19 protein-coding genes are annotated in these 24,201 nt (G+C 44.6%); 11 read left to right on the top strand and 8 right to left on the bottom strand.

The annotated features are described in order from the left end of the window. Positions 1-303: 303 nt before the first annotated feature. The 6 genes from HOP38_RS10135 (at position 304) to gnd (ending at position 8,428) form a co-directional block, all read left to right on the top strand. The gene (locus HOP38_RS10135) at positions 304-1,608 is read left to right on the top strand and encodes an MFS transporter (RefSeq protein ID WP_031494084.1); all 1,305 of its coding nucleotides are present in this window, start codon (positions 304-306) and stop codon (positions 1,606-1,608) included. 150 nt (positions 1,609-1,758) lie between these two features. Then, positions 1,759-2,775, top strand: a complete 1,017-nt coding sequence (locus HOP38_RS10130; RefSeq protein ID WP_006073842.1) for a nuclear transport factor 2 family protein — start codon at positions 1,759-1,761, stop codon at positions 2,773-2,775. Positions 2,776-2,921: 146 nt separating this feature from the next. Then, entirely contained in the window at positions 2,922-4,025 is a 1,104-nt protein-coding gene (locus tag HOP38_RS10125; RefSeq protein WP_006073841.1) for a porin, read from the top strand. Positions 4,026-4,215: 190 nt separating this feature from the next. Then, positions 4,216-5,220, top strand: a complete 1,005-nt coding sequence (locus HOP38_RS10120) for a LacI family DNA-binding transcriptional regulator (protein ID WP_038225819.1) — start codon at positions 4,216-4,218, stop codon at positions 5,218-5,220. A gap of 161 nt (positions 5,221-5,381) precedes the next feature. Further along, complete coding sequence (zwf, locus tag HOP38_RS10115; RefSeq protein ID WP_088877605.1) at positions 5,382-6,884, top strand: glucose-6-phosphate dehydrogenase; 1,503 nt, start codon at positions 5,382-5,384, stop codon at positions 6,882-6,884. Positions 6,885-6,979: 95 nt separating this feature from the next. Beyond that, positions 6,980-8,428, top strand: coding sequence for a decarboxylating NADP(+)-dependent phosphogluconate dehydrogenase (gnd, locus tag HOP38_RS10110; RefSeq protein WP_006073836.1), 1,449 nt, complete (start codon positions 6,980-6,982; stop codon positions 8,426-8,428). Positions 8,429-8,487: 59 nt separating this feature from the next. Here the strand turns inward: gnd and HOP38_RS10105 are convergent, their stop codons facing one another. Then, positions 8,488-11,544, bottom strand: coding sequence for an efflux RND transporter permease subunit (locus HOP38_RS10105; protein WP_198557985.1), 3,057 nt, complete (start codon positions 11,542-11,544; stop codon positions 8,488-8,490). Then, on the bottom strand, positions 11,541-12,614 hold the full coding sequence (locus HOP38_RS10100) for an efflux RND transporter periplasmic adaptor subunit (protein ID WP_198558276.1): 1,074 nt from the start codon (positions 12,612-12,614) through the stop codon (positions 11,541-11,543). The genes HOP38_RS10105 and HOP38_RS10100 overlap by 4 nt, the downstream gene beginning before the upstream one ends. 211 nt (positions 12,615-12,825) lie before the next feature. On the opposite strand from HOP38_RS10100, the gene HOP38_RS10095 reads away from it, so the two are divergent. Both HOP38_RS10095 and dkgB read left to right on the top strand, forming a co-directional pair. Further along, positions 12,826-13,425 (top strand): TetR/AcrR family transcriptional regulator, encoded by a 600-nt coding sequence (locus HOP38_RS10095; protein WP_124939900.1) that lies wholly within the window; start codon positions 12,826-12,828, stop codon positions 13,423-13,425. Positions 13,426-13,568: 143 nt separating this feature from the next. Then, positions 13,569-14,375, top strand: a complete 807-nt coding sequence (gene dkgB, locus HOP38_RS10090; protein WP_006073828.1) for a 2,5-didehydrogluconate reductase DkgB — start codon at positions 13,569-13,571, stop codon at positions 14,373-14,375. A gap of 59 nt (positions 14,376-14,434) precedes the next feature. Here dkgB and HOP38_RS10085 read toward each other — a convergent pair whose 3' ends face one another. From HOP38_RS10085 to HOP38_RS26105, 6 genes are all read right to left on the bottom strand, one after another. Next, entirely contained in the window at positions 14,435-14,782 is a 348-nt protein-coding gene (locus tag HOP38_RS10085; RefSeq protein WP_006073826.1) for a YajD family HNH nuclease, read from the bottom strand. An 85-nt stretch (positions 14,783-14,867) separates the two neighbouring features. Further along, a complete protein-coding gene (locus HOP38_RS10080) occupies positions 14,868-15,473 on the bottom strand; it encodes a CDP-alcohol phosphatidyltransferase family protein (protein WP_062457342.1) in 606 nt (201 codons plus the stop codon). Next, positions 15,467-16,114 carry an ATP-binding cassette domain-containing protein gene (locus tag HOP38_RS10075; protein WP_198557984.1) on the bottom strand — a complete coding sequence of 216 codons (648 nt, stop codon included), beginning with the start codon at positions 16,112-16,114 and terminating at the stop codon, positions 15,467-15,469. Before HOP38_RS10075 ends, HOP38_RS10080 begins: the two co-directional genes overlap by 7 nt. Next, entirely contained in the window at positions 16,080-17,786 is a 1,707-nt protein-coding gene (locus HOP38_RS10070; protein ID WP_171388607.1) for an ABC transporter permease, read from the bottom strand. The genes HOP38_RS10075 and HOP38_RS10070 overlap by 35 nt, the downstream gene beginning before the upstream one ends. Positions 17,787-17,808: 22 nt before the next feature. Continuing rightward, positions 17,809-18,942, bottom strand: coding sequence for an ABC transporter substrate-binding protein (locus HOP38_RS10065; RefSeq protein WP_420883077.1), 1,134 nt, complete (start codon positions 18,940-18,942; stop codon positions 17,809-17,811). Between the two features lie 323 nt (positions 18,943-19,265). Beyond that, positions 19,266-19,544, bottom strand: a complete 279-nt coding sequence (locus HOP38_RS26105) for a hypothetical protein (protein WP_006073815.1) — start codon at positions 19,542-19,544, stop codon at positions 19,266-19,268. A gap of 302 nt (positions 19,545-19,846) precedes the next feature. Here HOP38_RS26105 and HOP38_RS10060 point away from each other — a divergent pair, with 302 nt between their 5' ends. The 3 genes from HOP38_RS10060 to HOP38_RS10050 all read left to right on the top strand — a co-directional run bounded on the left by HOP38_RS10060 (position 19,847) and on the right by HOP38_RS10050 (position 24,002). Then, on the top strand, positions 19,847-21,127 hold the full coding sequence (locus HOP38_RS10060; RefSeq protein WP_006073814.1) for a sensor domain-containing protein: 1,281 nt from the start codon (positions 19,847-19,849) through the stop codon (positions 21,125-21,127). A gap of 284 nt (positions 21,128-21,411) precedes the next feature. Beyond that, positions 21,412-22,644 carry an NAD(P)/FAD-dependent oxidoreductase gene (locus HOP38_RS10055; RefSeq protein WP_198557983.1) on the top strand — a complete coding sequence of 411 codons (1,233 nt, stop codon included), beginning with the start codon at positions 21,412-21,414 and terminating at the stop codon, positions 22,642-22,644. A gap of 83 nt (positions 22,645-22,727) precedes the next feature. Next, a complete protein-coding gene (locus HOP38_RS10050) occupies positions 22,728-24,002 on the top strand; it encodes a dicarboxylate/amino acid:cation symporter (protein WP_198558275.1) in 1,275 nt (424 codons plus the stop codon). Positions 24,003-24,201: the final 199 nt, after the last annotated feature.

Below are 24,201 nucleotides of genomic sequence, written 5' to 3'. Positions count from 1 at the left end.
TCGAGTGGATTCTATCGTCATTGTAGGCGAATGATACAGTTCTGAGTCAATAAATGTGAGATTCATCGACTAAATTGACTATAAATACATCGAAATGGCGAATTTTGCACGTTTGCGTGATCGTTGTCACCAAAATTTGCATAATGGGTGCGTATTCATTGGTTTTTGATATGGATCACGGATCTTTAAACCACAAAAAAAGTAAGATTCATCTCGCAGGACGGGGGCAGTCAAATAAAGTTTAGAAACACTGTGCTCGCCATTAAAAATACTATACCTAATTAAAATAAGGGTTTAACGGCTATGACCGCTAAAAAACACATGAGCGAAGTTCCAATGATCCAAAGGGTAGCTGCCTACTTAGCTATCTTGGTTGGTTACTTCTTTTACTGTTATAACTTTGTAATTATTGACTACGTACGCCCCTACATCGTTGAAGCGTACGACGGAATTAGCTTGTCGGATACGGCTCAGTTCTATACATGGCAGTCAGTTGGTGCCCTGATTGGTGCATTAAGCTGTGCTTGGTTCGCAACCAAGTTTGGTAAAAAGAACACCTTGATTGCTATTACGGCACTAAACGGTGGCGCAACCATCATCAATATGATGTTTACCGACTACGCAACATGGGCTGCAATGCGTTTCATCATCGGTCTATCGTTGGGTGGCTACTTCACGGTTGCTGTTTCATTGATGATTGGTCTATTCACTCCAACAGTGCGCGGTAAGTTGACTGCCTTTGCATCTTCTATGTTCTCTGTCGCTTTGATGGTAATGGGTGCGTATGCGGCATTTATCACAAGCATCGATGCTCCATGGCAAAGCCTCATGTGGGTTGGCGGTGTGCCACCACTAGCGGCAGCTGTGTTAATGATCTTCGTTCTACCAAGTGATAAGAAAGTGATTGCTTATGGTGAAGAAGAGCAAGCGAAGGCTGAGGCTTCAGCAGACTCTAACGTGACAGCGAAGAAAGGTTCTTGGGGCGAGATGCTAAGTAAGCCTTACCGCACTATCACAATTACCTGTTTGCTACTTGCCGGCCTAAACTTCTACGGTTTCCAATTCTTTGGTGGTTTCGTAACGACTTATCTACGTGAAGTGCGCATGTTTGATGGTGCAACAATCGGTCTTATCTTCTCTATCTCAGCATTTGGCTCGCTATTCGGTGCTTGGTTCTGGGGTTGGGCAGCAGATAAGTACGGTCGTAAGGTGAACGCATTTGGTTTTATCCTAGCCGGTATCATGGTGTCAATCTTCTTCATCGCACCGGGTGACAAGGTCATTGGCGGCCTGAACATGCTCGCTATTCTTGGCTTGATTTATAACTTCGGTCTGTCTTCATCAGCAGTATGGGGTGGTTACTTCTCAGAGCTATTCCCAGCACACCTTCGCAGCTACGGTGCAGCATTGTTCCACGGCGGTCGTATCCTAGGTATGTGGGCACCAATGGTACTTATCTTTATCCAAGAGCGTACCGACCTTCAAACGGCAATGTGGGGTTCACCAATCGTATGGATCATCGCAGGTCTTCTATGGCTAACATTGCCTGAGACATTAAAAGGCGGCGTGTTCCATAAAGAGAAGAAAGTAGAAAAAGCGAGCGCTTAATCAAAGAGCCTAGTCTTTAACGAATCTTATTTTTTAACGAATTTAGTCGACGGGTAAATTCTCTCCGGTATCTGAAGATACCTGTCGACGACCTAACTTAATTACGAGTCCTGTTCCAACAATGACTCATCATTAATAAGAGAGATGATTATGTCTAAATATCAAGAAGCAAAACGCGTTGTACGTGATTACTTCGACGCAATGGAAAACGCAACGCACGAAAACGTTGCTGAAGTACTAAAAGCTCACACTTCAAAAGATTACCTATGGCGTGGTGTTTACCCATTCCGTGAGCAAGAAGGTGCGGAAGCTGCTGCAGAAGTTTTCTGGGCTCCTTTGATGAAATCTATGACTCGCATGCAACGTCGCCAAGATATTTTTATCGGCGGTGAGAACGAAGTAACGTCAGGTGAAATCTGGGTTATGAGCATGGGTCACTTCATGGGTCTATTCGATGCTGAATACCTAGGTATGCGTCCAACAGGCAAAATCATGAACATCCGTTACGCTGAATTCAACTGCGTAGAGAACGGTAAAATTACTAAAACAGGTCTTTTCCTAGACCTACTAGGTGTAATGGATCAAGCGGGTTGCTACCCACTTCCACCATCAACTGGCAAGCACTTTACTTACCCAGGTCCACGTAACCATGACGGTCTTCTATTCGAAGACGCTGCGCCAGAAGAGGGAGTTGCAACACTAGCACTAGTGAACAAGATGGTTGACGATTTATCGGCACTTAACGACAGCGGTGCTATGGGGTGCCCACCAGAAGTACTAGCGAAGAGCTGGTCTGAAGATATGATCTGGTACGGTCCATGTGGTATCGGCGCGTCTTACACAATTCCTCGTTACCAACAGCAGCACCAACTGCCGTTCCGTAACAACCTAAAAGACAAGAAGTTTAACGGCCACGTATGTCGTTTCGCAGAAGGCAGTTTCTCTTGCTTCTTCGGTTGGCCAAACCTATCAAACACGCCAATCGGTGGTTTCCTAGGTATGACTGGCGGTGAAGTTCGTGCGGACATGCAAGTCGTTGACGTTTACTACCGTGACGGCGACAAGCTATCTGAGAACTGGGTACTGATCGACCTACCTTACTGGCTAAAACAGCAAGGTCTAGACGTGTTCGAGCGTACTTCAAGCATCCTTAACCCTTCTCTATAAGAGCAATACATACGGCTTGAGCGTCCTCTCAACCTCAAGCCTGCTCCCAACCGATGCCACAGGGTGTGGCATCGTTTTTCCTGATTATTATTTTTAACGGGCTGTTAGGCACGGAGGCTTTCTATTGCCTGTAAAGTAGGAAGCAAATGAAAAAGTCTGTATTAAGTGTACTAGTGGTAACTGCACTTACTTCTGCCTCTGCAATGGCCGCACACACTTTTACCAATGAAAATGGTGACTCTTTAACTATTGACGGTCGTTTTGAAGTTCGCTACCAAAACAAGGCACGTAATTTTGATGACAACGCTGGTGAGTATGAAGCTCGTACTGATGAGTTCAACAGCGGTAGCTCTCGTTTCGGTTTTAAAGGCGTTAAGCAACTTGAAAATGGTTGGCAAGGCTTTGGTCACGCAGAGTGGGGGTATAACTCTTCTTCGACTGCTAACGACATCTACAGTCGTCTTCTATACGCAGGTATAGAGCACGAAAAATGGGGTAAAATCGCTGCAGGTACTAAGCAGTGGAGTACTTTCTATGATGTGGCTTGGTACACCGACTTAGGTCGTACCTATGGTTCACGTGGTACTGGTTATTACAACCTAGCTGATTGGGGTATTGCATCAGGCACGGGTCGTGCAGAAAACTCCATCACTTATCGCAACAACTTGGGTGGAGACTGGAAATACGGCTTTACTTACCAAACAACACGTAACGATGTTGCTCTATCTGGCAATGCAACAGCAACATTGAAAAACGGTATGGGCGCTTCTACCTCTTACTCTTTTGAAAATGGTCTAACACTTGGTTTGGCTTATCACCAGAATGAACTTACTGATATCAAGAATGCGTCAAACATCAATGATGGGGACATTCAACGTATCGCGTTGCTTGGTGCGAACTATTCACTAGGCGGTTTCTATGTTGGTGCGACATACAGCGAAGGCTCAAACTGGGAAGTAAACGACAACGCTGAGTTTTATGATTCGCGTGGCGCAGAACTTTACACCTACTACCACTTTGAAAATGGTCTTCGCCCAACCCTTAACGTTAACTATCTGACTAGCACAGATGACAATGGTAGTGGCTACGAGCGTCAAACCATCATTCCAGGTCTAGAATATCACTTTACAAAGAATACCTTCCTTCTTTGGGCTGAATACCAGTTTGACCAAGGTAATGATCAATACGTTCAAGACCACTATGATAACCGTGATAACCAATTCTCTGCGGGTATTCGTTACTACTTCTAGTGGTTTGTTCCCGCAACCTTCAGTAATTTGGGAACAGGTAATTGCCGGAGGTTGATGGGTACAACCCATTTTATATGGTATCTAAGCACTAAAGCCTTACATTTAAACGATGTAAGGCTTTTCTATTTATGCATACGTACCAATTTATGCTACATTTAGCGCAACTGGCTAGATGAATTAAACAAAATAAATGAATATTCCAAAACAGACGGTCACGTCAAAAGATGTCGCTAAACTTGCAGGGGTCTCACAATCGACGGTATCTCGCGTCTTTGTTGAGGGAAGCTCTGTTTCAGAGAAGACCAAACAAAAGGTGTTTGAGGCAGCAAAAGCGCTCAACTACCGCCCCAATGCGTTCGCACGAAGTCTTACGACTAATCAGTCTAAACTTATCGGTCTAGTCTTCCCAGATGCGGATTATCCCATCCACATGAAAACGCTGCAGCTCATCAGTAGCGAGCTGCAAAAAATTGGTTACTCAGCAGTGCTAATACCGTGGCAAGTTGATGGTGAGAATCAACACTCGATTCCTAATATTTTCCAATATCGAGTAGACGGCGTCATTGCCGCATCCGCTACGTTCAACACAGCACTTTATGAAGAGTGTGAAGAGTTTAATATTCCTATCGTGCAATACGCCCGTGTCGTCGAGGGAACTAAGAGTAGTTATGTGATCAGTGATAACTACTCTGCAGGGCAAATCGCCGCACAGCGCTTTGCGGATAGCAAGTTGTCTGACGTCGTTTATCTAACGGGTGAAGTTCCTACTTTTACGAACCAAGAGCGTGTCAATGGTTTTTGCGATGAGTTTAAATCGCTGACAGGTAAGAATCCAAAAGTCGTTGAAGCCAACTACGATTATGGTGGCGCTCTAGAAGAGATCCGTGCATTGCTGAAGAGTGGGGCAAAGCCACAAGGTGTGTTCTGCGCGACAGACAACCTTGCCATGGCTTTTATGGACATCGCCCGTTTTGAGTTTGATTTGAAGATCCCGGAAGATGTTCAGGTGATTGGTTTTGATGATATTCCACAGGCTACTTGGCTAAGCTATGAGCTGTCGACCTTCCGCCAAGATTTTACACGTCTTGCGAGAGAGTCAGTAAAAATCATTTCAAATCAAATCAAAGAAAAGGACTCAAGTTTGGTTCGCTTGATGGTTCCAGTACGCTTTATTGAGCGAAATAGCACTAACTAACCTCTAATATCTTTAAACTGACTATAATAGTCGTGGTCAGACCTTATCATTTGAGTGAATTTGCCTATCCTTTGGATAGGCAAAACTTATTTTCTTTTTCTCTAGCACGCTGTTAACATTGCGTCCGCTAAACAATTGCCCCCATTGTCTAAGGAAAAAAGATGGTAATACCTGAAAACAGCAGCATCGTGATTTTTGGTGCTTCAGGCGACCTTACTTATCGTAAGTTGATCCCTGCACTTTACCATTTGTATGCTAGCGACCAGCTACCTAAATCTTTCGCAATTCTTGGTGTAAGCCGCACTCAATACAGCGACGAATCATACCGAGAAAAGCTAAAACACTCCCTTCAGGAGATGGAAAAAACAGAACCTGAAAAACTAGAAGCCTTCTGTAATCATCTTCACTATCAAGCCATTGATACTTCTGATACTCAAGACTACGCGAAACTGGCAACCCGCCTTGATGATGTTGCTGACCAATATGGTTTCGAGCAACGTAATACGCTTTTCTATTTGGCGACACCGCCAAGCCTTTATAGCATTATTCCTGCAAGTCTTGCTGCTCACGGTCTCAATGATGAAGCTGATGGCTGGAAGCGTTTGATCATCGAAAAACCATTTGGTTATGACCTAGCGTCTGCGCGCCAATTGGACAAAGAAATTCACGAGCATTTCCAAGAGCATCAAATCTATCGTATCGACCATTATCTGGGTAAAGAAACGGTACAAAACCTATTGGTTTTACGTTTCTCAAATGCCATGTTCGAGCCACTTTGGAATCACCAGTATGTCGACTATGTTGAGATCACAGGTGCCGAGTTCCTTGGTGTGGAGGAGCGCGGTGGCTACTATGATGGTTCTGGCGCGGTACGTGATATGTTCCAAAACCACTTATTGCAAGTGTTAGCAATGGTCGGTATGGAATCTCCAGCTCAAATTAACGCTGACGCTATTCGTAACGAAGTAGTTAAAGTGCTGCAGTGTTTGCGTCCTCTTTCTGATGAAGACCTGCGTAACAACCTTGTACTCGGGCAGTACACAGAATCTAACGTACGTGGTCAATTCCTACCAGGCTATCGCAACGAACATGGTGTTGCTGACGACTCTCGCACAGAGACTTACGTTGGCTTGAAAATGTTTATCGACAACTGGCGTTGGAACGGTGTTCCTTTTTATGTTCGTACAGGTAAACGATTGCCGACACGTGTGACAGAGGTAGTGATTCACTTTAAACAAACGCCGCACCCAGTGTTTGGTAAAGATGCGCCAGAGAATAAGCTGATCATCCGTATTCAACCGGATGAGGGCATTCAAATGAGCTTTGGTTTGAAAGAACCAGGTGCTGGTTTCAATGCAAAAGAAGTAAAAATGAATTTCCATTACGCATCACTGCAAGAGACACAGATGCTTACAGCTTATGAGCGTCTATTACTTGATGCACTTAATGGTGATGCTACGCTGTTCGCACGTAGCGATGCAGTTGAGGCATGTTGGGAATTTGTTCAACCAATTCTGGACTACAAGCAAGATCCGCAATCCCTGTTTGGTTATGCGTGTGGTACTTGGGGTCCACAAGAGTCAGATCAGCTACTACATAATGATGGTCGCGCGTGGCGCTTCCCATGTAAAAACCTGACTGATACCGATTACTGCGAACTGTAATCACAAATAATGTCGAGCTAGGAGAGCTGCACAACTTGGCTCGACGAAAAGATTTCAAAGCAGCAAGTTAAGTTGCCGAATTGATGGAGAGAACAATGAAAGGTGATATTGGTGTAATTGGTCTGGCGGTAATGGGTCAGAACCTTATCCTAAACATGAATGACCACGGCTTTAAAGTAGTGGCTCACAACCGTACTGCTGCAAAAGTTGACGAGTTTCTGGAAGGTCCAGCAAAAGGCACGAATATTGTTGGTGCATACTCGCTAGAAGAACTCGTTGAGAAGCTAGAAACGCCACGCAAAGTGATGCTAATGGTACGTGCTGGTGATGTTGTAGATAAGTTCATCGAAGCGCTAGTACCACTACTAGACAAAGGCGACATCATCATTGATGGCGGTAACACAAACTACCCAGACACAAACCGTCGCGTTGCTGAGCTACGTGAAAAAGGTATCCACTTTATCGGTACTGGCGTTTCTGGTGGTGAAGAAGGCGCTCGTTTTGGACCTTCAATCATGCCAGGCGGCGCAGTTGAAGCTTGGGAAGCAGTTAAGCCTATCTTCCAAGGTATCTCTGCGAAAACTGATGCTGGCGAGCCTTGCTGTGACTGGGTTGGTAACGATGGTGCAGGTCACTTCGTTAAGATGGTTCACAACGGCATCGAATACGGCGACATGCAGTTGATTACTGAAGCGTACCAGTTCATGAAAGACGGTCTAGGTATGTCTGCAGATGAAATGCAGGCTGTATTTGCAGATTGGAACAAGACAGAACTAGACAGCTACCTAGTAGAAATCACCGCCGATATTCTTGGTTACAAAGATGAAGACGGTGAGCCACTAGTAGAGAAGATCCTTGATACTGCGGGCCAAAAAGGTACGGGTAAATGGACAGGTATCAACGCACTAGACCTTGGTATTCCTCTAACGCTTATCTCTGAGTCTGTATTCTCTCGTTGTCTATCAGCTCTTAAAGACCAACGTGTTGAAGCTGAATCTCTATTCGGCAAGACTATTACTCCAGTAGAAGGTGATAAGCAAGAGTGGGTTGATGCACTGCGCCAAGCACTACTTGCATCTAAGATCATTTCTTACGCTCAAGGTTTCATGCTAATGCGTGAAGCGTCAAACGAGAACGGTTGGGATCTAAACTACGGTAACGTAGCATTAATGTGGCGTGGCGGTTGTATCATCCGTTCTGCATTCCTAGGTAATATTCGTGATGCTTACGAAGCTAACCCAGATATCGCATTCCTAGGTTCAGATGATTACTTCAAAAACATCCTACAAAGCAGCCTAGCGGCATGGCGTAAAGTAGCAGCGAAATCTCTAGAAGCGGGCATCCCAATGCCATGTACGATTTCAGCGCTATCTTTCCTAGACGGTTACACAACAGCACGTCTACCAGCTAACCTGCTTCAAGCTCAACGTGACTACTTTGGTGCTCACACTTATGAGCGCACTGACCGTCCACGTGGTGAGTTCTTCCACACAAACTGGACTGGTACAGGTGGTAACACGGCTTCAACGACTTACGACGTGTAATTCGTTTGTGAAATGACAAAGGCCTCGCTAATTAGCGAGGCCTTTTTGTTTGGTGTGAATTAGAGTGATGTCGGCTCTGGTTTAATGCCAAAGAATAGGGCATAGAATAGAGGAATCACCACCAAGGTTAAGATGGTAGCAAACAGCAAACCAAACATGATGGTTACCGCCATACTCTTGAAGAAAGGATCAACGAGCAGCGGAGCAACACCAAAGATGGTAGTGAGCGCGCCGAGTAGAACCGGTCGTGCACGACTGGTTGCCGCGTCAATAATCGCTTGGTAAGGCTGTTTACCTTGTAAGATCTCCACATCGGCTTGATCTACCAACACAATCGCATTTTTCACCATCATACCTATTAAGCTCAAGAACCCTAGGATTGCCATAAACTCAAACGGAGTTTGGAATGCAATCAGGCCAACGGTCACACCGACGACAGCCAATGGCGCTGTTAACCAAATCACGAGAGGCTGACGTATCGCGTTGAACATAAATATGACCGACAAAATCATCGCAGCAAACCCGTAAGGTGCAGAAATGACAAGACCTTCATTGGCATCTTTAGACGCTTTATATTCACCGTACCAAATCAACTCATAACCCGGTGGCAATTCGATGGTTTCTATTTTTGTACGAATCTGATTGAACGCATCAGAGGTCAAGACGCCCGGAGCTGGGTCCGCTTGAACCAAAATAGTAGGTACTCTATCGATACGGCGCAAAATCGCATCCTGCCATACCAAGTCCACCGAATCGACCAACTGACTGACCGCAATGAAACCATTTACGTTTGAGGCATAAACCTCAGTATTCTCAACGGCTCGCTGGTGGTAACGTTCTGATTCTGGAGAGCGAACCACAATAGGAATTAGATCGTTCCCTTCACGGTACACACCCACATTGCGGCCACTTAGCGTCTGAGCAATCGCTTGGTTAATTTCTTGAGTTGTTAAGCCAAAACGTTGCGCTTTTTCTGCTGAATAAATCGGACTCAACACCGGCACTTGCTGGCGCCAGTCGTCTTGAATCGCGATGAGGTTTCCGTCTTCAAGCATAATCGCCTTTGCCTGTTCGGCTAAAGAACGGAGTACCTGACTATTGGGCCCCTTAAATCCAGCTTCGATTTTCTTACCGCCCCCGCGGCCCAACATAAACTTCCAAACCTTAATCGAAGCGTCTGGGTATTTAGCGGACAGCTCGTCTTGCAGCTCACCAATTAATGGCGCGATTTTTCTATAGTCGTCAACATCGATTAATAACTGCCCATAGCTACTGTTACGTGGCTCAGGGGAGTAGGTCAACATAAAGCGTAAACCGCCACCGCCAATGAAGCTGGTGATATTGGTCACATCGCTTTTCGCTTTCACATCTTGTTCAATATTAGCGACCACACGTTCTGTGCGTGAGATATCCGAACCTTGTGGTAGATATACATCGACAACAAATTGCGGGCGCTGTGAATCCGGCATAAAACCTGGAGGCACATATTTGAGGCTATATATCGCTACCACCATTATTGCTAGCAACATACCAAGACTCATCCAACGATGGCTTAGTACCCAATTAAGTACCGCTTTGTAGGTCGTCATAATGCGGCCGGGCTTAGCACCTTGTTTACTCGCTTTGACTTTTAAAAAGTCGAAACACAGCATTGGCGTCACCGTCACGGCGAATATCCAACTCAATAGCATTGAATATAAGATAACCCAAAATAGTGACCCAGCGTATTCACCCATATCTGAAGGAGATAAGCCAATAGCACTAAACGCGCAGATACCAACGACAGTGCCTCCTAGCAGTGGCCATTTTGTTGCATCGACCACTTCAGAGACGATCGTTTCTTTATTTTGCTCTGGATTGTTTTGCAGTCGTACCAAGATGCCGTCAGTAACGACAATGGCATTATCGACAAGCATACCTAGAGCAATAATCAGCGCTCCGAGAGAGATACGTTGCATGGCAATGTCATCGATAAACATGATGCAAAGCGTACCCGAAACCGTCAGCAATAGGACAAAGCCGATAATTACGCCGGAGCGCAGCCCCATGAAGACCAACAACACGACAAATACGATGACCACTGCAGCGATAAGGTTGTCGATGAAGTTTGCTACCGATGCGCGCACTGAATCAGACTGCATCGAGATCGTGTGCAGCTCCATACCAATCGGTCGCTGGCTATCAAGCTCTAGTAGCCTTGCTTTAACCGCGTCGCCCATTTCAACGACGTTGCCGCCATTGACGTTAGAAATACCAAATCCGACAGCACGCTGACCGTTATAGCGCATAAGCATACTCGACGGTTCTTGATAGCCTCGAGTCACTGTTGCGATGTCGCCAAGTTGCATGACAGCATTATTTTGCCCAATGCCCACTTGAAGATTGCGCAAGTCATCAAACGAATGAATGTTTGAGCGTGGAATCACTGGGATGCGCATGTCTTTCGTATCGATAGCTCCGGCAACAGTGACTAAATTCTGCTTCTGCAGTACTTGAAACACTTGCTCGGCAGAGAGGCCAAATTTAGCCAGGCGTTCACCTGAAACTTCAACAAAAATGGTCTCTTGTCGCTCAGCTAAGGTTGCGGTTTTTGCAACCCCAGGAACCAGCACGAGCTCACGTCGTAGTTGATCGACATAGTCTTGTAGCTGTTTGTCGGTGTAGCCTTCCCCAGTGACTGCAAAGAATAGAGCATACACGTCTGAGAAGTCATCATTAACCATGGACGCCCCTGCTCCTGGAGGCAACAAGCGTTGTACGTCACTAACTTTTCGTCTCAGTTTGTCCCAGACTTGCTGTAGCTCGGCGCTGCTGTTAGCGAACTCAAGTTTAATCTCAACGGTCACTTCAGACATGCCTTGTTTTGAGACGGACTTGACTTCCTTCAGTTCCTGTAAGGTTTGTACTGCACCTTCAATCACATCCGTAACTTCGTCGGAAACTTCCTGAGCGGTCGCGCCAGGGTAGGAAGTATTAATCACCGCCTGACGAATGATGAACTCAGGATCTTCAAAGCGACCTAACTTTAGGTAGCTAATATATCCCCCTAGTAACGTCAGAGCGATTAATACCCAAACACTGGTGCGTTTAGCGATGGTGTAACGAACAATGTTCATTGTTGAGCCTCTTGACTACCATTGCCGACAGACAGCACTGGGCGCACTTCCATACCTTCATGCAAGCTAGAAACACCCGCGATGACCACTGACTCACCCACTGTCAGCCCCTGGCTGATTTCCAATCGATCTTGGCTAAGTGCGCCCACTTGAACATAACGACGAGTGATAAGGTTATTGTCGTTCACCAACCACACGAATTGTCTACCTTGGTTATCAGGAACAACAGAGGTGACAGGCAGCGTAATGTATTGGCTTCCTGAGACAACGTGATCGTCAACGGGTCTCACTTTTGCGGTCATACCCGGTAGTAAGCGAAACCCTTTCAAATCATCAAACCGCAAAACCACAGCGTAGCTCTGACTGATAGGGTCAGCTTGAGTAGCGTGGGTCCCTAAGCTTAGATCGAACACTTGTGAGGGGATGGCGGTAATTTCAGCGATGGCTTTGGTACTTTTAAGTCCTGACATCATCACGTTGTCAGGAATATGAATGACCACCTCCATCGTGTCGAGGTCATGTAATGTAAATATGGCCTCATTCGCCTGGATCTGCATGTGGTTGTCGACCCATTTGCGTCCGATTACGCCATCAAAAGGAGCTTCAACTTTGGTGTATTCCACCTGACGAAGCGCTTCATCACTGCGATTTTGTGCCAAGTTGTAGCGGGTCGTTAGCTCATCAAGACTACTCTTAGAAATGGCGTTGCTTTTCTCATAAATAGTCAGAGCTCTTTTGTACTCAGCGGCCAAGTTATCCAATTCTAATTCGGCAGAAGCTAATGCTATTTCTGGGTCTTTTGAATCCAATGTTGCGAGTAATTGACCACGTACAACTCGATCGCCTTCTTCAACCAGTATGTCAGTGAGTCGACCGTTGATACGAAAAGATAAATCTGCACGTTCAGCAGCTCGAACTACACCGTTAAAACTCAGATGATCGTTTTTGTGTGCTGAGACTGATTCAACAAGAGCAGGGCGAACGACAGCCGTCGTTTCGACTGTTTTTGATTGAGAGTTGCAGCCCGTTAAAAGTAATCCTGTTAGAGAGATACCAAAAAGCCATGCCATTGCTTTTGGCTTATTACGAAAAGTGGCAGTGCGCGTATCGTTCACGTTGTGCTCCAAAAAGAAGATAAGATAAAAGAGTTCATCAATATAGAGGTAAACTCATGGGTTTATTTTTTTGAATTCTATTTGAGGTTTTTTAAAAAGTAAACCTTAAAGTTTACCTGCGATAATTGATTTGTTAGACTCGGTATCAATGAATAGGAGATAACGAATGACTCGCTCAGAACAAAAGCGAAAAGCAATCCTTGATGCAGCAAAAAAAGAGTTTATCGACAACGGTTTTTCAGCTGCGAACATGAATAACGTTTGTACGTCAGCAGAAGTTTCTAAACGAACGTTATATCGACACTTTGAGAGTAAAGAAGTTTTGTTTGAAGCAGTGTTGGCGATCGTACAAGATGGTGTCGAGAGAGCGGGGCATTACCCCTACAACAGCGACAGCAGTTTGCATCAACAGTTGATGGCGATTACGGTCAATGAGGTCAATATTTCTTATGATGTTTACGGTATTGCTTTTTCGCGCACCATCATTATGGAGTTTTTCCGTCAGCCAGACTTAGCTAAGAATATCAGTCAACGAATCTATGAAACACGTGCTGTTACTCGTTGGTTCGAGCAAGCGATTGCTGATGGTAAATTGTGTGCTAAAGATGCTCAGACTATTACAAGCTTTTACCTCAGTGTTCTGCAAGGTCTACTGTTTTGGCCGCAAGTGTTAGATTTGGCGTCTAAACCGGATGAAACAGTTCTCCAAGAAAAAATTGAGCTCATTGTTGTTTCAGTACTAAAAACATTTGCACCTGAAAGTTAATCGGCAACACTTGAAAACTTAAATACCTCTAAAACTATATAGTTTTAGAGGTGGCGCACACTTTGTGATTCTGAGTTATAGTAAGTTTTAACTTTGACTCTTGCTGGATAAGAGTGTCCACCGAATATATTCAAGGAAAAACTATGTCTCTTTCTATTCCAACTCTTGGCGCTGGTACTTTTCGTTTAAAAGGCGACGATGCTTATAAGTCTGTTGAAATGGCATTAAATGCTGGCTATCGCCACATTGATACCGCTCAGATTTATGGCAATGAAAAAGAAGTGGGGCAAGCGATAGCAGATTCCGGAATTCCTCGTCAGGAGCTTTATATAACCACCAAAATCTGGATGGATAAACTGGGAAAAGACTCATTTATACCGAGCTTACAAGAGAGCTTAAAAGACCTTCAAGTAGACTACGTGGATTTACTTCTTATTCATTGGCCTCTTAAAGATGAAGCAGTATCAATGGAAGAGTACCTTAAAGAACTTAAACAAGCTCAAGATAGTGGACTCGCTCGTCATATTGGCGTATCTAATTTCACTGTTGCTCAAATGAAACAGGCAATCGAAATCTTGGGCGATAACGTGCTTTATACCAACCAAGTTGAAGTTCATCCTTACCTTCAGAATCAACAAGTAGTGGAGTATTGCCGTCAACAAAATATGATTGTGACTGGTTACATGCCATTTGCGTATGGGGATGTACTTAAAGATGGTTCAATAAAACACATTGCCGACAAACATCGAGCGACGCCTGCTCAAATCGTATTGGCTTGGATGGCGAAATGTGGATTTGTGACTATTCCATCATCGACTAAGCAAGCGAACATCGAAAGTAATTTAGCGTATGTTCACGTTAAATTAGACGATGAAGATATGGAGAGTATCTCGAAACTAGATAGAGGGCATCGATTAGCCAATCCAGACTTCGCTCCTGAGTGGGACTAAGTTTCGACTGGGTGAAAACAAACGTCAGGGTAAGCCCTGACGTTTTTCGTTTAACGCGCTTACTTTTTCTTCATCATATTTGCTAAGTCTGCAAACGGATTATGCGTAGCGGCCTGATGGTTATCTTCTCCTGGTTTTACTTCGCTACCGTATAAATCGTGCTCAGTATATTTTGAGTGCTCATGATCATGGCAGTACAAACATAGAAGTTCCCAATTACTTCCGTCATCGGGGTTATTCGTGTGGTCATGATCTTTGTGATGGACCGTTAGCTCTCTCAGGTTTGAATAAACAAACTCCCTAGCGCAGCTTCCACATACCCACGGATAAAGCTTAAGGGCTTTCTCACGGTAATCGCTCTCTTTTCGTGCGTAGGCTGCACTGGTTCCAAAGTAGTCTGAAGACATATCGATCCTTTCATCGTATTAACCGAAACAACTAATGCTGAATGTACCACAACAAAAGTGGGTTCTAACTTGATTTCGGTAGCGTTTATCGCAATGTGTGAAAACCTGAATAAATGCGAGTGAACGTTGTAAACCAGCACGCAGCCCCGAAGACGAACGCAATGGTAGCAAAATGTTCAGGTAATAAGCATAAAAGAACAAAGCAACCAATGGTCTCGGTGCCTTCGGTAAGGCCACTCATATAGTACAAAGATTTATGACGATAAACTGGATTCTCAATACCGCGTTTACCTGCCATCACAGCGAATGCCAAAAAGCTAGTTCCTGTGCCGATAAAAGAGAAAATCAAAAAAGCGCCAGCAATGGCATTCTGCTCAGGGTTGGCAATAACAAAACCAAACGGTATCAGTGAGTAGAATAAGAAATCCAAGCTTATATCTAAAAAACCTCCGGCATCTGAAATCCCTTGAATACGTGCTAAAGCGCCATCAAGACCGTCGCAAATTCGGTTTAACAAAATAAATATCAGGGCGATGGAATAATGCTCAAACGCTAAAGCAGGAAAAGCAAGGCAACCCAAAGCGAAGCCAAATAGTGTAGTTTGATTGGCTGTTATCCCTAATCGGTTAAGCACACGTGCCGATTGAGATAACGGCCAGCGAATAACTTTGATACTAATGCTGTCTAACATGCTGCACTCTCCCAAGGCCATTTAAGGACTTGGCTGCCATCAGGAATATCATCCTCATCATGTGTGACCATTAAAGCGGGAATATTGGCACTGCGAAGCTGTTCCACAACCCAATCTCTGAACTGAACCCGCAGTTCTTTATCGAGTTTACTGAATGGCTCATCAAGTAGGGCGGCCTTTGGTTCAGCGAGCAGCATTCGTGTTAAGCTGATGCGGGCACGTTGTCCTCCGGATAATTGCTCTGGGTAATGATTAGCCACACCATTGAGTTGAATACTAGCAAGAGCGTTCATTGCATGTTCTTGTCGTTCAGTTCCTTTAATTCGATTAGGCAAGGCGAAGGCAAGGTTCTCCCATACATTGAGATGAGGAAACAGCAGGTCATCTTGAAACAAAATTCCGACTTGTCTCTTGTGTGGTTCTAGCATGTCGATACGTTTGTCTTCGAGTAGAACTTGTCCTTGGTAGACAAACTCTGACGACAGATGACCCGCAACGACGTCAAGCAGCGTGGATTTTCCACAACCACTTGGGCCCATTAGCGTCAATATTTCGCCCTGTTTTACGTTGAAACTGCAGTCAGAAAACAGCACCTCGCCTTCCTTCTTACGGATGGTGAGGTTTGCCAGCGATAGTGTCATTAAATAAAAGTCCTTTGATCTTGATTCGTCGATAACGAGAGTGAATGCGATTAACCAATACGGCAACAGAGAAAAATAGTAGTGGTAAGAAAGCCTGGAAGAGTGCATAGATGGCGGTGACTCTGCGATCAAATCCACTCGATAAGGCTACCGCTTCGGTTGTAATAGTGGCAACTCGACCCGCTCCTAATACCAGCGTAGGTAAGTATTGAGCAAGGCTCACACTAATGCCTACCGCCCATGCAAATACCATTGCAGGGAAAAGAAGCGGCAATTTGACGTGCAACCAAGTATGAATAGGGCTCTTCCCAAGGCTCAGTGATACCTGGGTAAACTTACTATTGAAGCCGCGCCATGGCCCATCTAGTGCAAGGAAAACAAACGGGAAGGCGAAGAATACATGTGACCAACAAACCCAAAGCAAATAACTCGAGTCACTAAGTAATAGCGTGGTAACTTGCAATCCGAACAAGATACTTAATTGCGGCAATAGCATGGGAATCGCAATCACGTAACCTGGTATATGTAAGCGATATTTATTGCGATACTCATGCCCTACAACAGCAAGTATGAGAGCAATCGTTGCCGAGATAAGCGCGATGGCTAAGCTCTGTGCCATCACTTCAAAAATACCGTTCCATTCATATTCCCAGAAACGCAATGTATAGCGGCTTGGTAAGACGTCCGGAAAACGCCAACGCTGTGCAAATGTCCAAATAACCGTCAGCGGTATCATGGCGGCAACAATGGATACAAGTACGGTGAATATTGGTTTGCCAGGAATGCGCAGCGATGTACGGCCTGAATATTGCCATTGATTGCAAATGGCAACGACGAGATGCTCGATGAGACGAGCGATACCAATCAAGATTGAAGCAATAGCAAATAGCACAACAGCACCAGCACTGGCGCGGGGAAGCAAGCTCAGGTCGGGGTCATTGAACCATTGCCAAACTAAGACAGCGAAGGTTGGTGGGTTAGTTGGTCCGATAATTAAAGCAACGTCGACGACAGATAAACTGTAGGCAATCACTGCGAGCATCGGGAATCGAATTTTAGTAAACCATTGTGGCAGTATGATCTTCCACCAAGCTGCACTTTCAGTGTATCCGAGTGATGTAGCGATACGCAGTGACTCACTGACTCTAAGTTGTCGTAGTATTGGGATGCTCATCAGCAGTATAAACGGTACTTCCTTGAGGGCTAGCATCAACGTCAAGCCAACGCCATAAGGGTCCTTGACTAGCCAAGCTGAACTGGCAGAGTTTCCGCTTAGATCCATTCCCAAAAGGTCAACTAAGGCTCTCGCGCCAAATCCGGTAGGAGAAAACAGAAAAGCAAAACCAATAGCAAAGGCGACGTGAGGCAGAGCAAGTAAAGGAGATAGCGATAGTTCGATTCGTTTCCACCAACTACTGTTCCAACAAGAGGCAATAATGGCAAAGGATAAGAAGCAGGCGAGATAGCTGCTCAGTATTGCAGAGCTAAACGTCAGCAAAATAGAAGTTTCTACGCCTTGCCATGCAAAGACCTGATTGAATCCGGCTAAATCAAAATGATGTAGACCTAAAGGGGGGATATAACCCAAAGAGGATATCACCACCCCAAGTAAACCAGGTACTGTAGGGAAAATGCAGACAACGACTAAACAGACGTACAACAGTCTTAGCATAATCTTATTATCTCGTAAGCCGTTAGCTGCCGTAGCGCTTGAGCCACTCTTGCTCAAGGGCGCTCTGCCAGCTTGGGTGAGGCTCGGCGACAGACTTAAATTGTTGAGTTTTCGCTGCACTGCCAGTGAGATATTGCTTGCTGAGTACCGAAGGGTCACCCCAAATTGCGATATCACCTTTTCGCGATTGTGCTTCTGGACTCAGTAGGAAGTTAATAGCGACTAGAGCCCCTGCTTTAGCATTAGCATTCCAAGGGATTGCAAGAAAATGAATGTTGGACAATGCACCACTATCCATTGCATACACGGTAGTGGTATCGCTAAGGTTACCATTCGCTTGAGCAGAGTAGACAGCGTTTGGATTGAAAGTAATAGCTAGATCAAGCTGACCATCGTCTAGTAATTGGATTGTTTCAGCGGTTCCGGCAGGGAATTGCTTACCAGCCCGCCATGCAACCTTATGAAACTCATCCAGATAATCCCAAAGCGGCTTGGTGACGCCTTGAAAGTCAGCTTCTGAAACGGGTTTTGCTAACGCAGGATCGTTATCTGTAAGGTCAATTAACAGAGACTTCAAGAAGCTAGTACCATGAAACTCTGGCGGTTTTGGGTAGCTTAACTTATTCGGAAACGCTTTAGCGTAGTTGAGCATCTCCATATAAGACGTCGGTGGGTTATTGAGAGTTTGTGTATCGTGAATAAACACGAGTTGACCCACTCCCCAAGGTGCTTCAAGCCCTTCCGTTGGTTCTGAGAAGTCGCTGTCAACGGGAAGCGATTTATCGACGTATTGCCAATTCGGAAGGTTGGGTACAAAAGGTCCATAAAGTAGGGCGTTGTCCTTCATGGATTTGAAGTTCTCACCATTAATCCACACCATATCGACACTGCCACCGTCATTTTTTCCTGCTGCTTTTTCAGCGAGTAAACGAGAGCCAGTTTCGGCGATGTCGGTGACTTTTACGTGATTAAAGTTAACGCCATATTGGTCTTTTAGTTCTTTACCTGCCCACTGGAGGTAACGGTTAATTTCTTGGCTACCTCCCCATGCGTGGAAGTATACTGTTTGTCCATTGGCTTGTTCTAATACCGAATTCCATTGAGTCGTGTCGAGTGTTTCGCTAGAGACAACGGTTGACCAAGAAGAGACCGTCATTGCGAGAGTGGAAAGCACTGCAGATTTGAACATCTTATTATTCATTATGTTATCCATTTTATACTGTTTGTGGCGAACCTTGCCCTGTTGTTAACAATTGATACTAAAGGTTGAGACACGATAATCAATAGTCTTGAGGCTATCTATTGAGGTCGTCCAAAAAATATCGGTTCAAAGCACTAGACCGCTAGACAAGATATTAAATTTCAAGATGTTGATATTTAATTTGTCAGTAATAGAAGTGGGTAAATCAATAGAAATAGAAAAGGAAGGGAGATTCACATCCGTGTGACAATATTATCGGAAAATACGAGTGATCGTGCTTAGTTAACAAGACCGTTTCGAACCAATCCTCGTCTTACACTAGAACACAACTTTCCAAACCTTCGGAGTTCTTCAAAGTTGGGTGTAATCCCACGTGATAATGCCGATTCCCAGTAACTTACTTCGGTCTCTACTAATTCCATTAACTTTTTAGGACAGCCGATACAAGAATTATCAGGACCACAAACAAACGTATCTTCGGAGTAAAGAGGTAATTGTTTCTTAACGTCGGAAATGAGTTGCAGAGTAGCATCAGTAAGACTAGGTTTGGAGGTCATTGGCAAAGTACTTGTGGTTTAACTGGGGAGAATAATAAGCCAGTCACTCACGCGATAAAATGCCACTTTATAGGTAGATAAAACGCCTGTACGACAATGTCTCATTTTTGAGTAATTGATTAATAACACCATTCTATCGGGCAAGATTAAGCATATTCTGTTTAAGTTTTGGCTATAGTTTCTGAACAATAATCAAAAGACAGTCAGCATTGATGTTACATATTTTAATGTTCTGGGCTGTGTACAGTAGTGACATGTTGGCTAGCTTTCACGTGTTACGACTATAGAAAAGCGGGGATGGTATGGATAAAAATTCCGCTCAAATGGATAACTCTATTCGTCGGCTATTCGATATAACGCCGATACCAACAGCGATTAGCTTACCAACAGGTAAGTTGGAATATACTAATGCTGCTTTGCGTAAACTGCTCGGCTATTCGGAAGCCGAGTTAATGTCTGACAGTGTTGTTATTACTCACCCGGACGACCTTGCGCTAAATAAGCGGATAAGGGCGCAACTTCTTGAAAACCCAACTGACTCCGTTCAAACCCATAAACGGTATATTCACAAAGACGGCCATTCAATATTAGCTCTACTCAATATGTCTGCTGAATGTGATGATGAAGGAAATATTACCCGTTTAGTCTCGCAAATAATTGATTTGTCTGGGCCAAGACAATCGCAAGCCGCTGAATTATTACTTGACCAACTAGTGCGTAAATCACATGACGCGATTTATGTCGTCGATATGGAATTTGGTCAGATCTTGAACTGCAACGAACTTGGTTATCAACGTCTAGGCTACACCAAAGAGGAGCTGTTACGTCTAACTGTGCCAGATATCAACCCTTTGTTTAATAGAGAAATAACCTGGAAAGACCACGTTGAAAAAATGAAACAAGCTCAAAATCGTTTCGTCGAAGCAACGCACAAACGTAAAGATGGAGTTGAGATCCCTATCGAGGCTAACATCAGTATGGTGGAGTTTAATGGTGAGAACTATTTTTTGGCTATCGTCCGTGATATTTCTGAACGAAAGGCTAGAGAGCAACTCGTCATAGAAAAGCAGAACCTTGATCCTTTGACGAGTCTTCCCAACCGCCGCCTTCTAGACGTGAAACTTCAAGAAATGATCTGCCATTGTTGGAATCGTTCAGAGAAAATCGCGTTTATGTTTCTAGATATCGACAATTTTAAGGTGATCAACGATACCTATGGTCACGTGATAGGAGACGAAATATTGGTAGCGCTTGCCGAGAGATTGCAGGATTTCACTAGACAAACGGACGTGGTATCAAGATTAGGTGGAGATGAGTTCTTGGTCGTATTACCTGGACTTAATAGTCGAGAACATGTTCTAAGTATCGCTAATCATCTATTGCAAGTCTCATCTCACCCCATCGATGTTCATAATGGTGATAAGGTAACGCCAGAGCTCAGTATAGGTACCACACTGTGTTTAAGTGGACATATTGACATTCAGCAAGCAATACATATCGCTGATACTGCAATGTATGAAGCTAAGAAAACTCAAGGTTCCTCTAGCTACTTTATTGATTATAAAAAGAAAAGCCTAATGTAAATTCGCTGAGTTAAGGCCGTTAGCGACTGAAACACCATTCTGTCTCCCTAAACGCGTTTATTTAGGACCACTCTCAAACTCGTCCCACATCCCAGAGTGTCATACTTTGATGGTCAAATTCATTATTACAAATCTGTATAAGTTAATATGAATTTAGCTGGATTATCATAATAAATCGTTCCAATACAATGTCGCCATTCTGTTTGATGTCAGGCGTTGGGTTTGCGCAAACAATTGGTTTTAGAGCGCAATCTAGATTGGTTGTACAGTTATTGGAGCATACGATGTCAAAAGTCGTGGTAGTAGGCGGCGGTGCAGCCGGCCTTGAATTAGTTACTCGTTTAGGAAGAAGTTTTGGCCGTGTAGGTCAACACGAGGTCGTACTGGTGGAGTCCGCTAGTCACCATTATTGGAAGCCGCGTTTACATGAAATTGCTTCTGGTACTTTTGATTCTGAGCTTGACGCGGTGAGCTATTTACAACATAGCTATTGCAATCAATATCAATACGTTCAGGCATCGATGAAATCGCTAAATCGAGGTCAAAAGACCATTGAGATTCAAGATCAACAAGGTATGGTCTCTGAGTTGGCTTACGATTATTTGGTGATCGCCGTTGGTGCGGTGAGTAATGATTTCAAAACAGAAGGTGTTAGTGAACACTGCTTATTTTTAGACTCCGCTTTGCAAGCACAACAAGCATGGGATCAGATAAATCCATTGTTACGTACGCAAGGTGAGCAAAGAATCTCGATCGTCGGTGCTGGAGCAACCGGTGTGGAACTGGCGGCCGAATTGGCAAAAGTCAGTCAGAAACTGACACGTTATCGCCATGACATGAATCTCACCATTACTCTGATTGAAGCGTCAAGTCGAGTCTTGCCTGCTGGCCCAGGATGCATGTCAGAGAAAGTGCGTAAGGCCTTGGTAAGAAATGGTGTCGAAGTGAAAACGGAGACCCGCATTAAACGTGCCGACGCGGGTAAATTGGTGACTGATAGCGGTGAGGTTATTAACGCTAACTTGCAGCTATGGGCGGCTGGTATCAAGTGTGCACCATGGCTGGCAACGCTTGATGGTCTAGAAACCAACGCGCTAAATCAATTAAAAGTAGACGCTAATCTAGTCACCACTCTTGATGATGCCATTTTCGTGATTGGCGATAGCGCGGAATGTCCTCAGCCCAACGGCAGTTTTGTCCCGCCTCGCGCACAGGCAGCTAATCAAGCTGCAGGACATTTAGCGAATCAGATCAAACGACTGCTGAAAGGCAAAACCATTAAGCCGTTTATTTTCAAAGACGGTGGGATGGTTATCGCGGTGGGCCACAACTACGCGGTGGGTACTTTGATGAACAATAAACTGATTTTACGTGGGCGATTAGTGCGCAATCTCTACGATACTATTTTCAGACTTCACCAGCGTATCTTATTTGGGTGGGGTCGAGTCACGGCATTGGTGGTTCTGAAGCGACTAAAAAGTGCTTTGAATCCTTTTTATAGAAACAACATCTCTTAATTGTTACTAGCACCAAGGTTCAAAGATGAGAAGGCCAATGAGCCTTCTCGTTACACGTTTCATCGTTTATGGATATCACCATCATGTGGGCAAAACTGCGTCTTTCTCTACCACTGCAATTGTTGTTTGCTGCGTTTCTCGCTTGGAGTATAGCGACCTTTCTACCGTTACCTAATAACCTGACTCAGACGAGTTGGTATCAGCTGATTATGTTAGGTAAAGTCACCTATATTGGCTTGTTAAAAATGGTTGTAGGTATCGTGGTTATGCTGTCGCTACTACAAGGCATTACGAGCATAGGCTCGACGGTCAAACTGAAGAGCATCGGACGCCACACACTACTGTTTTATACTTCCACAACACTTCTAGCGGTCAGCTTAGGTCTTGGTGCTTCGCTATTGTTACCAGCATGGCAACCGCTCACTAGTCATGTGCCTTTAGAAAGTCATGTCCAACTCATTGACACAGAGTCCACAACGGGTGGCGCCATTGTGGAAAGGCTACTGAATATGGCGTTGGTGAACCCTGTAGCAGCTTTAGCTCAAGGGAATCTGCTAGCAATTGTAACATTCTCATTTTTACTAGGTATTGCATTGCTGGTTTCGTTGCCAGAGAAACACAGTATCTTTGAGTCCTTGTCTGGACTGAACAAAGCCGTCAATACGGTAGTCAGTGGTATCATTAAATTGGCACCAATCGCTGTATTTTCCATCGTGTTTGAGTTTACCACCAACGGCAACAGTGGCTTGTTTCATCAACTGATCTTATTTGCTTTACTCGTGTTCTTATTGACGGTGTTCCACGGTGCAGTTGTTCTGCCAGCAATCGCCAAGTTGGTGACGGGAATCAGTTATAGAACTCTGTTTAAAGCGATCTATGCACCGATGGCGATGGCATTTGCGACGTCATCCAGTTCGGCTACGTTACCACTCTCGATGCAAGTAGCAGAACAAGAGCTTAAAGTATCACAAAGCACGAGCAGTATGGTGTTACCGTTAGGCGCAGTTATGAATATGGATGGAACGGCTTTATTTGAGGGCGTTGCGGCAATCTTCTTAGCACAATTGTTCGGTGTTGATTTAACCACCACGGGCTTGGTGATGATCTTTATTATGGCGATGATTTCATCAATTGGGGCACCCGGTATGCCTTCTGGTTCTATGTCTGGGATGCAGATGGTTTTATTGGCGGCGGGAATCCCGCTCGAAGCAATAGCCATTCTGCTCATTATAGAACGTCCCCTTGATACTTTCAGAACGGCAGTAAATGTAGAGGGTGATTTGATTGCATCACTGGTCGTGGAAAAGTGGCATCAAGCAGATGATGTTAAGGGGATACGTTCACCTGAAGCGATGTAAAGAAGGGGGGACCGAGCATACTTAATAACATCGGTGCATGACCCAACAGGGCAAACGGCGGCGATTAGATAGGTTTCAGATGGCGCATTGTTACAAAGTATGTACTCAATAATCATAAACTCGATGTTTGAACTTTGATAGAGATGTTTTTGTGTTGCTTTTTACCGTATTACTGACATACCAAAATAAGTAGGTGGCT

This window comes from Vibrio mediterranei (genome assembly GCF_013364395.1).
GTDB lineage: Bacteria > Pseudomonadota > Gammaproteobacteria > Enterobacterales > Vibrionaceae > Vibrio > Vibrio mediterranei.
The sequence above is the reverse complement of the archived record's forward strand: the minus strand, read 5'-3'. Positions and strand labels throughout refer to the sequence as shown.